The following is a 13,229-nucleotide window of genomic DNA, read 5'->3' as shown; positions in this document are numbered from 1 at the left end:
GTGCTGCGCGACGCGGCGCGGACCAGCCGTCCGTGGCTGCCCGACGCCCGCGCCGGCGAGACGCCGCCGCGCCAGATCGCCCGTGTGGAGCTGGCCCAGGCCAAGAGCGCGGCCTCGACCACGCTGGCGGCCGGCGCCCGCGACGCGCTGGCCTTCCGCTTCCCGGCCGACACCGCCCAGGCGCTGGCCGGTCTCGACCCGCGCGAGCAGTTCGCCGTGGAGTTCGTCATGCCGGACGACAGCGTGCGCACCGCCCGCTTCGAAGTCGGCGACTTCGCGGCCGGCCGCGCCTTCCTGGCGATGGGTTCGCTCTAGAGCGCTTCCAGCCGAAGTGGACGCCGGTTCGGCGAGGGAAGCGGTCCGCTAAGGCTCTCTGACGTTCAGGCGGCGCGGATGCCGGACGGCGGCAGGTTCTGCAGGCCGAGCACCGCGTCGTAGCCCAGGATCATGTCGACCTCGTAGCCGTCTGAGGCCAGCGGCAGGCGCAGCCACAGCATCGACAGGTGGCCGGCGCCGCGCCAGGCCATGGTGTGCGAGCCCACGCCGGGCCGGCGCATCTCGACGATGGAGGTCAGTTCGCGCCGCCAGTAGTCGGCCGCCTCCTGGGCGTAGACCTCCTCCAGCTTCATGCCGGTGACCTCGCGCCCGTAGACGCCGTACAGGCCGGTGCCGGCCAGCCGCTGGCGGAAGTCGAGCGGCTCGCGCGAGACGTCGATCAGGCTGACGGTGGGCAGGTAGCGCTTGATGTGATCGGGGTGGATGTCGGCCCGGCTGGGCAGGCGGCCGCCGCGGCGGCGAGACGCCCAATAGGCGAATATCTCTTCGTGCGCCCGTAATGCCGAGGCGGGCGCCGCCAACTGCGCGATCATCTCGGCCCCACCCCAACGCCTTCGAATCACTACCCGTTCACTATCCCTTAACCGGCGAATCGGGGGCAAGCGGAAAAGGATTAACGGGACCCCGCGCCGCAGGGCTGGGAGCGCAATAGAAAACGCCCGCCGCGGGAATCCGCGACGGGCGTCTCAACGATCTGAACGGGAGATCAGCGGCCCTTGCGCGCCGTCTTACGACCGCCCTGGCCCAGGCCCATCTGCTTGGCCAGGTCCGAACGCGCCTTGGCGTAGTTCGGGGCGACCATCGGATAGTCCTTCGGCAGGCCCCACTTCGCGCGGTATTCCTCGGGGCTCATGTTGTACTTGGTCCGCAGGTGACGCTTCAGCGACTTGAACTTGCGGCCGTCCTCGAGGCAGACGAGGTAGTCCGGGGTGATGGACTTCTTGAGCGGAACCGCCGGTTCCTTGGGTTCCGGGGCGGCGGCTTCAGCGCCGCCGATCACGGTCGAGAGCGCCTTGTGCACGCTCTGGATCAGGCCGGGCAGGTCCGCAGCGGAAACCGAGTTGTTGCCGACGTAGGCGGAAACGATATCCGCCGTCATCTCGATGATTTCGCCCTTGTCGTCCATGACTGCTTGTTCCGTTAGCTTTAGACCCGACGCGGCGGGCTCGAAACTTGTTCTAGTGCGTGCGTGTTACCGGGGTTCGGACCGGTGCACAACACAGAAAAATAGGAAATGGAAATTCAGAGGTCCGCCGCCGCAGGAACGGCAGAGGCGAAGTCTTTGCGGAACCTGCCGAGCTAAGAGGTTCCGTAGTCAGACCAGATCAGCGGCCGAAGTCTTCTGCCAGCGCCAGCATGGCGGCGCGTTGCGGCACCGAGTATTCGTCGAGCGCGTCCTCGTCGCCCTCTCGGATCGCCTTCACCAAGGCTGGCGTCAGCGCCGAACTCAGCGCCCAGTTCCAGTAGCGCAGCACGGTCTGGGCGCGATCGGTCGCGATCATCTCGTAGGTGATCAGGACGCGCTCGAGCGCGGGGGTGACGCTGCCGTCGGCCTCGGTCTCGGGCCGCTTCATCGACCGCCACAGGGTCTTCAGCGCGCTCTTGGGCAGGCCGGTGGCCTTGCACAGAACCGCCAGGGGCTCGCCGCCCCGGTCGGCCAGCAACTTGGCGCAGGTGGCCGGCTTGAGGCCCGACAGGTAGCCGATCTCCTGGGCGACCTCGCGGGTGATCCCCTCCTCGGCGGCGGCGACGGCGTCCTCGAGGCTGTCGTAGGGGCTCTTCTCGATGGCGGCGCGGTTGCGCTGGCGCCGCTCGATAAACTGCAGCGCCTTGCGGGCCAGCGGGTCGGACCAGTTCTCTTCCGCGCCCAGCGCGAAGACGTCGTCCACCGCCTCCTGCAGGACTTCGCGCGAGACGGCGAAGCGCGAAAGGATGGTCCGGCGCCCCTCGGCGTCGCACCACCAGAACATGACGTAGGCGCCCGACGGCCGCAGTTCGGGGCGGCGCAGCAGGTGCGGGATCAGGTCGGCCGCGTGGCGGCTGGCCCCGACCAGGGCCTCCATGGCCGGCTGCGACAGCCGCGCCTGGGTGTTCTTGAGCAGCCCCTCCAGCACCTCGGGCTCGAGCGGCTCGACCAGGACCTCGCTGACCACTTCGGAAATGCCGCGGCGCCCGGCGATCATCCGCCGGTGCTCGACAGAGGAGTCACGCGCGCAGGCGACCAGATCGGCGTCGGTCAACGAGCCGCAGTCGTCGATCAGGATGCGGGCGATGTCCGGCTCGTCGCGCAGCAACAGGCGCGTCAGGCTGTTGGGCACCTCGGTCAGCGGGGCCAGGCGGCCCGCCACCTTGGCGCGCTCGCCCGCCTCCGCCTCGCGCAGCATTTCGACCAGCAGGTCGGCGGTCATCGCCCGCTCGAAGGCGTTGACCCGGCTGGCCGGCAGGCACACCACGTCGGCCAGACGCTTGAGCAGCGTCTTGCGAGCCCGCGACGGGGTCGCGGCTGGGGCAGTTTCCGGTGCGGGCGCCGGCTCGGTCATATCGGGTGAATTAGACGCCGACCGCGGTTAACCGTGGGTGAGCGCCGTTCATAATCCTTCGAACAAGGCCGTGGTCAGATAGCGCTCGGCGAAGCTGGGCACGATGGCCACGATCAGCTTGCCGGCGTTCTCGTCGCGCGCCGCCAGCCGGAAGGCGGCGGTCAGGGCGGCGCCGGACGAGATGCCGACCGGCACGCCTTCCACGCGCGCGACCTTGCGGGCCATGGCGAAGGAGTCGTCGTTCGACACCGTCTCCACCCCGTCGATCAGGTGGGTGTCGAGGATGGCCGGCACGAAGCCCGCGCCGATGCCCTGGATCTTGTGCGGGCCGGGCTGGCCGCCCGACAGGATCGGCGAGGCCTCGGGCTCGACGGCGATCATCTTCACCGACGGCTTGCGGCTCTTCAGCACCTGGCCGACGCCGGTCAGGGTGCCGCCGGTGCCGACGCCGGAGACGACGATGTCGACCTTGCCGTCGGTGTCGTTCCAGATCTCCTCGGCGGTCGAGACGCGGTGGATCGCCGGGTTGGCCGGGTTGTCGAACTGCGAGGGCATCACCGAACCCGGGATGCCGTCCATCAGCTCGTGGGCGCGGGCGATGGCGCCCTTCATGCCCTTCTCGGCCGGGGTCAACTCCAGCTCCGCGCCCAGCAGGGCCAGCATCTTGCGGCGCTCCAGCGACATGGAGTCCGGCATGACCAGGATCAGGCGGTAGCCCTTGGCGGCGGCGACGAAGGCCAGCGCGATGCCGGTGTTGCCGCTGGTCGGCTCGATCAGCACCGAGCCCGGCTTGATCTCGCCGGTCTGCTCGAGGGCCTCGATCATGGCCACGCCGATGCGGTCCTTCACGCTGGCCAGCGGATTGAAGAACTCGAGCTTGGCGACCACCTCGGCCTTCGGCTTCAACTCGGCCGACAGACGCGGCAGACGCACCAGCGGCGTGTCGCCGATGGTGTCGATGATCGAATCGAAGATCTTGCCCCGCCCGGCGCGCTTGTTGCGGCTGGCGTCGTAGGCGGGAGCAGCGGTGTCGGCCATGGGGACCCTCTCCGTCCAGGAAGAGGGCCCGATATACCCGAGTTCTTGGCCCGTGGTCAGCCGCCGATGGCGAGGAAACCGGGGTTTTCGAATCCGCGGTCGGCCTTGCCGTAGGTGAGCGGCTTGCCGTCCTCGGTCAGCACCCGCCCGCCGGCGGCGCGCAGCACGGCGTCGGCGGCGGCGGTGTCCCACTCCATGGTCGGGCCCGGGCGCGGATAGACGTCGGCCCGGCCCTCGGCGATCAGGCAGAACTTCACCGAGGAATCCAGGCCCTGCCAGTTGGCGCAGCCGTGGCGGGCGGCCAGGCGGGTGGCCTCGTCGTCCGACAGGGTGTGGCTGACCAGGGCCAGGCCCGCGTCCGGCTTCACGCGCACGCGCACCGGCTGGGCGGCGGTCTCGCCGACGCGGCGGCGCATGGCGCCGGCCGAGGTGGTGTACCAGACCTGGCCCGAGGCCGGGGCGGCCACGGCGCCGGCCACCGGCGCGCCGTCCTCGATCAGGGCGATGTTGACCGTGAAGGACTCGCCGCCGCGGACGAAGCCGCGCGTGCCGTCCAGCGGGTCGACCAGGAAGAATCGGGCGTGCGCGGCTTTCGGCACGCCGGCGTCGCAGGCGGCCTCTTCCGAAATCACGCAGATGTCGGGGAACAGCTCGGCCAGGCGGCCCAGGATGTGGGCTTCGGCCTGACGGTCGGCCTCGGTCACCGGGCTCTCGTCGGCCTTGCGCTCGACGGTCACGTCGGCACGCCAGAACGGCATGATGATCTTGGCCGCCTCCTCGGCGATCTCGGCCAGCACGGGGCCGAGGTCGGCGGGAGCGGTGGAGGCGGCGTCGGCCGCGATGTTCGAAGTGGCGTAGGTCACGGCGCGAGCGTATAGGGCGCCGCGCCTGTTTGAAGAAGCCCGCAAATCACGGCACTTATCCGCCGAAATCGAGGCGCCCCATGAACGACCCCCTGCTCGCCCCTGTGCCTGAAGAGGCTTCCGCGCTCGGCGCGACCCTGCTGGCGTCCCACATCGCGGCCAAACTTTGCCACGATTTCATCAGCCCGACCGGCGCGATCGTGTCCGGCCTGGACCTGCTGAAGGACCCGTCGGCGCAGGACATGCGTGACGACGCCATGAGCCTGATCGAGGCCAGCGCGCACAAGCTTGTGACCATCGTCAACTTCGCCCGCGTGGCGTTCGGGGCGGCGACCTCGGCCGAGCGATTCGACGCGCGCGAGCTGGAAAACCTGCTGAAGAGCGCCTTCGAGCACGTGCGCGCCGAGCTGGAGTGGGCGGTCGAGCAGCAGACCTTCGAGAAGCCGGCGGCCCGCGCCCTGCTGAACCTCGCCCAGATCGGCGGCGGGGCCCTGCCGACCGGCGGCGTGGCGCGCGTCACCGCGGTGACGGAAGGCGATCACATCGTCATGGCCGTCGAGGCCAAGGGCGCGCGCGTGCGCATGAAGCCCGAAGTCGCCACCGGCCTGCGCGGCGAGCAGCTGACCGACGGCCTGGCCGGCCAGTGGATCCAGCCGTTCTGGCTGTCGGAAGTGGTGCGCGACGCGGGCGGCACGCTCAGCTTCGAGGTCGCCGAAGACGGCACGGTGACCATCCACGCCCGCATGCCGGTCTGATCACGGCGTTACCCAAACCTTAACCCGCCGCGAACCATGGTCGGGCGGAGGCCGCGTGCGCGGCGTATGCGGCCGGGGAGGCGCGGATGAAAACCTGTCTCGTCGTCGACGACAGCCGCATCATCCGCAAGATCGCCCGCCGCATCCTTGAGGACTTCGCCTTCGACGTGGCCGAGGCCGGCGACGGGGCCGAGGCCCTGGCCCGCTGCCGCGCGCACATGCCCGACGTGGTGCTGCTGGACTGGCGCATGCCGGTGATGGACGGGCTGGCCTTCCTGAAGAGCCTGCGCGCCGAGCCCGGCGGCGAGCGCCCGAAGGTGGTGTTCTGCACCTCCGAGAACGAACCCGAGCGGATCAGCGAGGCGCTGGACGCGGGCGCGGACGAGTACGTGATGAAACCGTTCGACGGCGACATCCTCGGCTCCAAGCTGACCGTGGCGGGCGTGGTCTGATGGCCGCCGATCCCGAAGACCTGAAGCACTTCGCCGGCCTCTTGAAGGCAGGCTCCGGCTTCGTGCTGACCCGCGAGACCGTGCACCTGGTCGAGGGCCGGCTGGCCCCGCTCGCCCGGCGCGAGGGCTACGGCACGGTCGACGCCCTGCTGGCCGCCCTGCGCAAGGGCGCGGACGCCCGGCTGAAGGACGCGGCGGTGGGCGCCATGGCCTCGACCGAGACCTTCTTCTTCCGCGACCTGGCGGTGTTCGAGCGCCTGCGCGACCACGTCCTGCCGGCCCTGGCCCAGGCCCGTCCGGGCGGCCGCGTGCGAGCCTGGAGCGCGGGCTGCGCCACCGGCCAGGAGGCCTGGTCGCTGGCCATCGCCGGCGAGGAAGCCGCCGCGAACGGCGCGAAGCTGTCGCTGGAAGTGACCGGCACCGATCTGTCGCGCGCCTGCCTGGAGAAGGCCGAGGCCGGCCTGTACACCCAGTTCGAGGTGCAGCGCGGCCTGCCGGCCCGCCTGCTGGTCCGCTGGTTCGACAAGGTCGACGAGATGTGGCGGGTGTCCTCGCGCCTGCGCGGCGACGTGCGCTTCCGCCGGGTGAACCTGGTCGAGGACTTCGCCGGCCCGCAGCGGTTCGACCTGATCCTGTGCCGCAACGTGCTGGACGGCTTCGACGCCGAGACCCGCGCCACCGTGCTGCGCCGCCTGGCCGGCCGGCTGGCCGACGACGGCGTGCTGGTGCTGGGCGCCGGCGAAAGCCCGCGCGAACTGGGTCAGACCTTCGCCGCCCTGCCCAACGCGCGCGGCGTCTTCGTCAAGCTGTCGGCCGCCCGCAAGGCGGCTTAGAGCGGGACGACCGTCCCGTCTTCCTTGGTGAAGCTCTCGGGCTTGCGCTCCAGCACGCTCACGACCTGCTCGGACGGACGGGCCAGCACCACGCCCTTGGGGCTGGCCACGATCGGCCGCTCGACCAGGATCGGGTGCTCGACCATGGCGGCGATCAGGGCGTCGTCGGACACGCCCTCGGCCACCTTGGCCAGCGCCTCCTCGGGCGCGCCCTTGGTGCGCAGCACGGCGCGCGGGCCGGCGCCCATGCGCTCCAGCAGGGCCTTCAGCTGCTCGGCGGTCCAGCCGGCCTTCACGTATTCGACCACCTCCGGCTCGTAGCCGGCGGCCCGCACGATGGCGAGCGCGTTGCGGGACGTGCCGCACTTCGGGTTGTGGAAGACGGTGACGGGGAAATCGCTCACGGCGGGCCTCCTGGAAACGCGGGCCGGTGAACCAGCCGCGGGCGTCCCTGTAAAGGCCCTGAGTTGCCGGACGCCCTCGCCGGACTTAACCTGCGCCGGACCTTCGGAGGATCCCATGTCCAAGACCGCCCTCGCCGCCGTCGCCGCCCTGTTCCTCGCCAGCGCCGGCGTCGCCGCCGCCGCGACCATGGACTGCTGCAAGGACTGCCCGAAGCCCTGCTGCGACGAGATGAAGGCCGACCAGAAGGCCCCGGCCGATCAGCCGGCCCCGACGCCCGCGCCGAAGGGCTGAAGTCGATTGGACTCGGGTCACCTCAGCCCAACCCCATGAAGACCACCTGGGGCTCGGAAGTCGAGGCGGTCCTAAATTCAGGCGTCAGCCTTGAACCCTTCGGGGTTCAGGGCTGGGCGTTGCCTCAAGTAGACGCGCTCGCCGCGATCGAGCGACTGCGCGGCCTTGGCGTCCCGGTCGTCGGTGGCGACGCCTTCGAACGGAAAAGCGGCGAGCTCGTGCTCGCCTACGCAAATTGGTGCTGCGAGCTCTTTCCCGGAGAAGAGATCGCGTCGTACGTCGATAGGAGCGCCCTCGTCGCAAGGCGCTTCGTGTCCGAATACCGCGGACGCGATCCCTACTTCGCCATCGTGCCTCGCACCTGAGCCAGGACGAGCGCGCTAGTCACCAACCGAACCGGCGCTCGTCGGTCAGCACCGTCGCGTCCGACAGCCCCGTGGCCGCCACATCGGCCGGCCGCTTCGGCAGCGGCGTCGCGTCCACGGGCCAGCCGTCCTGCACCTCGGCGTAGCGCACCTCCAGCGCACCGGGCGTCGCCGCTGTGAAGGCGATCTGCAACCCCTCGCCGGGGCCAGCCCAACGCAGACGCGACCACTCGCCGGGCTTGGCCAGCACGTCGCCGCCCGGCCTGCCGTTCACGGTCACGTCCTTCACCGCCGCGCTCGACTTCAGCGACAGGCGCAGCTCGCGGCCCCCGGCCGGCTTCACGGTCAGCACGCGCCGCGTCCCCTCGCCGCCCAGCGTCAGGTCGGGACGGGTCGCGATGGCGACCGGGCGGGCGTCGGCCAGCCAGGCGTCCTTCACCTGCAGCGCTTCCAGCGGGGCGCGCTTCGGCGCGCCGCCGTCGCCGTTCAGCGCCGCCTTGGTCCAGGCGTCGAGCTCGGCCATGCCGCTGGCGCGTGCGAACCGGCCGGTGGACAGGTCGGCGACATAGAAGGCCTGGGTCGGCCGGGGCGTGCGCGCCGAGGCGGGGTCGCGGACCATGGCGAAGACCACGAGGCCGACGCCCACGGCGGCGCAGATCGCGGCCAGGGTCAGCGGGCGCTGAGCGCGGGTCCAGACCGCCGCCAGCGGCCACAGCGGGGCCAGGCTGAGCACCGCGAACAGGGCCAGCAACTCGGCCATGCCGAAGCCCATGGCCACGAACAGCGGCCCGGCGAAACGGGCCAGCCAGGCGAAGGCGACGAGCCCCGCCATGCCGGAGATCGCCAGCGCGGTCGGCTTGGTGAAATCGCCGCCGGCCAGGCCCATGATCCCGGCTGCGGCCAGCGAAGCGGCCAGCAGCGGCCAGGCGAACAGGAAGGCGGCGGTCGGGGCCAGGATCTGGGCCGCGATCGCAAGGGCGAAGCCCACGCCCAGCAGGCCGGTCCACAGGCACCAGGCCCCGGCCGAGCGGCCAAACACCAGCAGCCCGGTGACCGCCGCGACGCCGGCCAGGCCCAGCGACAGCGGATCGACGCCGCCGAAGCGGACCGCGCCCGCAGCGCCGAGCAGAACGGCCAGGGCGGCGGGGATCCAGCGCTTCGCGTCACGGCGCACGCCGGCCAGGGCGGCCAGCACCACGCCGGCGCCCACAAGCGTGCAGCCGGCCAGGACGAGCGGCTGCTGCGCCTCCATGGCCCAGCCGCTGACGCTGTCCGGGCCGCCGTGCAGGACGCGCAGCACCAGGGCCACGCTCGCGCCGACGAATACGGTCAGGCCCGCGCCGCGGGCGGCGTCCTTCCACACCACGAAGCCCTTGCGCACCGCGCCCGCCAGGGCGACGCCGGCGAACAGGCCGGCCGCGCCCAGCACGACCCAGCCGGCCCAGGCGGGATAGCGGACCAGGGCCACGCCCATCACGTCGGAATAGACCGCGTCCGGCGCCGCCTTGGGCAGCTCGCGGCCGGCGGCCAGGTCGTGGGTGGCGGCCAGCACCTGGTCGCCCAGGTGCTGCAGGCTGCCGCGATCCAGGTGGGCCGGGGTCGCCGACGCGGCGTGATAGTCGGTGGGCGAGAACAGGAAGGCGAAGTTCAGGCCGCCGATCCCGCGGTGCTTGGGAATGGTGAAGTCGGTGCCGTTCGGCATCCGCTCGTAGATCCAGGCGGTCAGCGAATTGGCCAGCGGACGGCGGGTGGCGTCGCCGAACAGCCGGATCCAGCCGCCGTTGCCGCGGCCGGTCTCGTACATCACTGCCGGACCCGAGCTGCCGCGCACGTCCATGTTCACGACCGCGCCGACGCGCTCAGCCAGCGGGTGCTCGCCGAAGAAGGCGCGCGCGCCCAGCAGGCCGATCTCCTCGCCGTCGGTGATCGCGACGATCACGTCCCGCTCGCGCGGCCCTTGGGCGACCAGGGCGCGGGCGGTCTCCAGGGCGGCGGCGACGCCGACCGCGTCGTCGGCGGCGCCTGGCGAAGACGGCACGCTGTCGTAGTGGCTCATCACCGCCACGGCGGGCAGCGACGGGTCGCGGCCGGGCAGGACGCCGATGACGTTCTCGACCGTCGCGCCCGAGGCGCGGCCGCCCCAGCCGGCGGCCTCGAACACGTCGGCCTTCTGGATCTGGACCTGCAGGCCCAGTTCGCTCAGCCGGCCGGCCAGGTAGTCGCGCACGCGCGCGTTCTCGGCCGAGCCGGTGGGGTGCGGGGCCCGCGCAATGGCCTCGACGTCGCGCATGGCGCGCTCGGCCGAGAAGGCCGTGGCCGGCGCGGCGGCGGATTGCGGCGGCGGCGTCAGCAGGCTGGCCCAGGCCAGGGCCGCGCCCGCGACCAGCACGCCGATCAGAGTCCAGGACTTCATTGCGCGCTTCCCCCTTCGCGTCGGCCCTAGCTAGACGGACGCGAAGGCGGGACGCAACGTCCTCAGGCTTCAGCGACCTTGAGCACCAGCTTGCCGATGTTCTCGCCGGCGAACAGCTTGTTCAGGGTCTCAGGGAAGGCCTCGACGCCGCCGGCGACCACGTCCTCGCGGCCCTTCAGCTTGCCCTCGTGCATCCAGCCACCCATGGCCTGGGCCGCCTCGGCGTAGCGCGCGGCGAAGTCGAACACCACGAAGCCTTCCATGCGCGCGCGGTTGACCAGCAGCGACATGTAGTTCTTCGGCCCGGCCACAGAGTCGGTGGCGTTGTACTGGGAGATGGCCCCGCAGATCACCACGCGGGCCTTGCGGGCCAGGTTGGCGAGCGCCGCGTCGAGGATGTCGCCGCCGACGTTGTCGAAATAGACGTCGATGCCCTTCGGGCACAGCTCGCGCAGGCGGGCGGCGACGTTCTCGTGCTTGTAGTCGATGGCCGCGTCGAACCCGAGCTCGTCGACCACATAGCGGCACTTGTCGGCCCCGCCGGCGATGCCGATCACCTTGCAGCCCTTGATCTTGGCGATCTGGCCGACGACCTGGCCGACCGCGCCGGCGGCGCCGGAGACCACCACCGTGTCGCCGTCCTTCAGGGCGCCGACGTCCAGCAGGCCGAAGTAGGCGGTCATGCCGGTCATGCCCAGCACGCCCAGATAGGTCGGCAGCGGCGCGAAGCGCGGGTCGACCTTGGTCCAGTCCTTGGCCGGCAGCTTGGCGTATTCCTGCACGCCGGTCAGGCCGACGACGTAGTCGCCGGGCTGGAAGGCCGGATCGCCGCTCTCGACCACCTGGCCGACGCCCAGCGCCCGCATCACCTCGCCCAGCTGCACCGGCGGCACGTAGGAGCGGCCCTCGCGCATCCAGCCGCGCATGGCCGGATCCAGCGACAGGTAGTGCACCTTCACCACCACCTCGCCCTCGCCGGCGCTCGGGACCGGCGCGCTCTCGAAGGCGAAGTCGGTGCGCTGCGGCAGGCCCACGGGACGGGCGGCGAGCTTCACCTGGCGGTTCTGGGCGACGGTCATGGGTGGTTCCTTCGACGATTTGCGGCCGAACCCAAACATGACCCGTCTCCCGTTTTCAATCGAAACCTAAGCGAAGTGGTGGAGCGACGGTTTGCAACCGTCAAGCGGCTTCGGTTAGGTGAGCCCGCCGCTTGGGGGGCGATTTCGTGATGCTGCCGCTAGTCCTGTTTCTGCTCGGCGCCGAACCGGCGCAGGTGATCACCAAGCCGGGCTGGGTCGAAATGCCCACCCAGGACGAGATGGACGCCTACTACCCGGAACTGGCGCGGTTCAGCGGGATTGAGGGGCGTGCGGTCGTCGAATGCGCCGTCGCCGTCTCAGGGGCGGCCCAGAACTGTTCCGTGGTCTCGGAAGAGCCCACGGGGTTCGACTTCGGCACGGCCACGGTCGACGCCTCCGTGGTGTTCAGGATGCGGCCGAAGACGGTCGACGGAGTTCCCGTCGGCGGCGCCAAGGTGCGCGTCCCGCTGAACTGGACGCTGGCGCAGGGGGCCCGGAAACTCACGCTGAAGGACGTGCAGACGGAGGCCGAGGTCTGCGCCGGCTACGCGGAGGCGGGCTTCAAGAGCTGGCGCGAGCTCGACCGGTTCTTCCTCTACAACTACTGGCTCGAGGCCTACACGGACACGGCTTTGCGGGTGGACCTGAAGCCGTCCGAAATCGCCGCCCGGCTGGAGGCGTCGCGACGCAAGGCGTCCGCGACCCTCGCCGGGGGCGGCGCCGTTCCCGAACCCTGCGGGAAAACGGGCTGGGGCGCCCTCGACGGCGGACCGGATCTCCAGGCGAACGTGCCGCTGGTCGCCGCCTCGCCCGCCGCTCAGGTCGCCGACGCGGTGATCGAGCAGCCGGCCACGCCGACGTCGCTGCTGTACTTCTACCCGCGCCCGGCTATGGAAGCCGGACTGGAACTCACCGGCGCCTTCGAATGCGCGCGCACGCGCGACGGGCGGCTCGAGAACTGTGCGCTGGTGTCCGAACAGCCGGCCGGACACGGCTACGGCCCGGCCGCGCTCGAGGTCATCAAGGACATGCGGGTGGGCCCGAACGCCGCCGACGGAACTCCGCTGGCGGGGCGCAAGGCGCGCGTGCCGTTGACCTTCCGCGTACCGGAGTACCTCACCGCCGCCCTGCCCGCTGACGCCGCGGAGATCTATCAAGAGGGGGAACGGTGCGCGGGCTACTACCTGGCGGCGGCTGAATCCGCCCCCTACACCGACCGGACCCGAGAGGACGTGCTCAACTGGACCGGCGTTCTCGCCATAGGCAATCTGGTCCTGGGCAGGACGCCGGCCGAGTTCAATGAAAGCCTCGTGAGGGCCCGCAAGCAGGGGGCGGCGGATTTCGCCGCCGGGGCCGTGGACGCCAGCTATCGGGAGACCTGCGGCTGGATCGTCGAGCCGCCGTCGGCCTGACCGGGGTCAGCGCCAGCCCGCATCCCGCGCAGTCTTCTCGCCGGCCGCGTCCAGGGGGGCGCCGGCGATGATCGCCTCCACGGCCGATAGCACCTCGGGCGGCGTCTCCGTGCCGGCGGTGCGATAGCCGCCCTGCGCCGCCTGCGGTTCGACGGCGGCAGCCAGGCGCACCCGCCAGCGGCCGTCCTCGCGACAGGCCAGGCCGGCCAGGCCCTCGCCCTTTTCGACGCGGAAGGTGCGGCAGTAGCCGCCGTCCGTGGCCCGGAAGCTCAGCCCCACCTTCACGACCCCGCCGGGCTCCGACGCCAGTTGGCGGTCCAGCGCTCGGTCGAGCGCGCCCGACGCGGTCAGGCCGCCGTCCGTGGCGCGGACCAGCGCGCCGCCCTGGCCCCGCCAGAGCGCGCCCGCAGTCACGCCCACCACCAGGCAGGCCGCCATGGCCGCGAC

General features: G+C 71.4%; 14 protein-coding genes and 2 pseudogenes. 7 read left to right on the top strand and 9 right to left on the bottom strand.

Going from position 1 to position 13,229, the window contains the following annotated elements; translation table 11 throughout:
* A pseudogene (locus tag G3573_RS14830) lies at positions 1-315 on the top strand (hypothetical protein); the annotation flags it as partial.
* A gap of 65 nt (positions 316-380) precedes the next feature.
* Here the strand turns inward: G3573_RS14830 and G3573_RS14825 are convergent.
* The 5 genes from G3573_RS14825 to cysQ form a co-directional block, all read right to left on the bottom strand.
* On the bottom strand, positions 381-869 hold the full coding sequence (locus G3573_RS14825; RefSeq protein WP_163262016.1) for a PAS domain-containing protein: 489 nt from the start codon (positions 867-869) through the stop codon (positions 381-383).
* 173 nt (positions 870-1,042) lie between these two features.
* On the bottom strand, positions 1,043-1,462 hold the full coding sequence (locus tag G3573_RS14820) for a MucR family transcriptional regulator (protein ID WP_163262015.1): 420 nt from the start codon (positions 1,460-1,462) through the stop codon (positions 1,043-1,045).
* 199 nt (positions 1,463-1,661) lie between these two features.
* Positions 1,662-2,876 carry a DUF2336 domain-containing protein gene (locus G3573_RS14815; RefSeq protein ID WP_163262014.1) on the bottom strand — a complete coding sequence of 405 codons (1,215 nt, stop codon included), beginning with the start codon at positions 2,874-2,876 and terminating at the stop codon, positions 1,662-1,664.
* A 48-nt stretch (positions 2,877-2,924) separates the two neighbouring features.
* A complete protein-coding gene (gene cysK / locus G3573_RS14810) occupies positions 2,925-3,914 on the bottom strand; it encodes a cysteine synthase A (RefSeq protein WP_163262013.1) in 990 nt (329 codons plus the stop codon).
* Positions 3,915-3,970: 56 nt separating this feature from the next.
* Entirely contained in the window at positions 3,971-4,777 is an 807-nt protein-coding gene (gene cysQ, locus G3573_RS14805) for a 3'(2'),5'-bisphosphate nucleotidase CysQ (protein WP_163262012.1), read from the bottom strand.
* Between the two features lie 80 nt (positions 4,778-4,857).
* Between cysQ and G3573_RS14800 the strand changes: the two genes are divergently transcribed.
* The 3 genes from G3573_RS14800 (at position 4,858) to G3573_RS14790 (ending at position 6,817) form a co-directional block, all read left to right on the top strand.
* Positions 4,858-5,532: a histidine phosphotransferase family protein gene (locus G3573_RS14800; protein WP_163262011.1), complete on the top strand. Its 675-nt coding sequence runs from the start codon at positions 4,858-4,860 to the stop codon at positions 5,530-5,532.
* A gap of 86 nt (positions 5,533-5,618) precedes the next feature.
* Entirely contained in the window at positions 5,619-5,984 is a 366-nt protein-coding gene (locus G3573_RS14795) for a response regulator (protein ID WP_163262010.1), read from the top strand.
* The gene (locus G3573_RS14790) at positions 5,984-6,817 is read left to right on the top strand and encodes a protein-glutamate O-methyltransferase CheR (protein WP_163262009.1); all 834 of its coding nucleotides are present in this window, start codon (positions 5,984-5,986) and stop codon (positions 6,815-6,817) included. The genes G3573_RS14795 and G3573_RS14790 overlap by 1 nt, the downstream gene beginning before the upstream one ends.
* Here G3573_RS14790 and arsC read toward each other — a convergent pair.
* Entirely contained in the window at positions 6,814-7,221 is a 408-nt protein-coding gene (arsC, locus tag G3573_RS14785; RefSeq protein ID WP_346427389.1) for an arsenate reductase (glutaredoxin), read from the bottom strand. The genes G3573_RS14790 and arsC overlap by 4 nt on opposite strands.
* A gap of 115 nt (positions 7,222-7,336) precedes the next feature.
* Here arsC and G3573_RS14780 point away from each other — a divergent pair, with 115 nt between their 5' ends.
* Entirely contained in the window at positions 7,337-7,513 is a 177-nt protein-coding gene (locus G3573_RS14780) for a hypothetical protein (protein WP_163262007.1), read from the top strand.
* Between the two features lie 35 nt (positions 7,514-7,548).
* The gene (gene imm40 / locus G3573_RS14775; RefSeq protein WP_163262006.1) at positions 7,549-7,878 is read left to right on the top strand and encodes an Imm40 family immunity protein; all 330 of its coding nucleotides are present in this window, start codon (positions 7,549-7,551) and stop codon (positions 7,876-7,878) included.
* Between the two features lie 19 nt (positions 7,879-7,897).
* Here the strand turns inward: imm40 and G3573_RS14770 are convergent, their stop codons facing one another.
* Positions 7,898-10,291, bottom strand: coding sequence for a M20/M25/M40 family metallo-hydrolase (locus G3573_RS14770; RefSeq protein WP_163262005.1), 2,394 nt, complete (start codon positions 10,289-10,291; stop codon positions 7,898-7,900).
* A 62-nt stretch (positions 10,292-10,353) separates the two neighbouring features.
* On the bottom strand, positions 10,354-11,370 hold the full coding sequence (locus tag G3573_RS14765; protein WP_163262004.1) for an NADP-dependent oxidoreductase: 1,017 nt from the start codon (positions 11,368-11,370) through the stop codon (positions 10,354-10,356).
* A gap of 149 nt (positions 11,371-11,519) precedes the next feature.
* Here G3573_RS14765 and G3573_RS14760 point away from each other — a divergent pair, with 149 nt between their 5' ends.
* Positions 11,520-12,782, top strand: coding sequence for a TonB family protein (locus G3573_RS14760; RefSeq protein WP_163262003.1), 1,263 nt, complete (start codon positions 11,520-11,522; stop codon positions 12,780-12,782).
* A gap of 6 nt (positions 12,783-12,788) precedes the next feature.
* Here G3573_RS14760 and G3573_RS14755 read toward each other — a convergent pair.
* Positions 12,789-13,229, bottom strand: a pseudogene (locus G3573_RS14755) (anti-sigma factor); the annotation flags it as partial.

The sequence above is a fragment of the Caulobacter sp. 17J65-9 genome (assembly GCF_010975005.1).
In the GTDB taxonomy this organism is placed as follows: domain Bacteria; phylum Pseudomonadota; class Alphaproteobacteria; order Caulobacterales; family Caulobacteraceae; genus 17J80-11.
The sequence above is the reverse complement of the archived record's forward strand: the minus strand, read 5'-3'. Positions and strand labels throughout refer to the sequence as shown.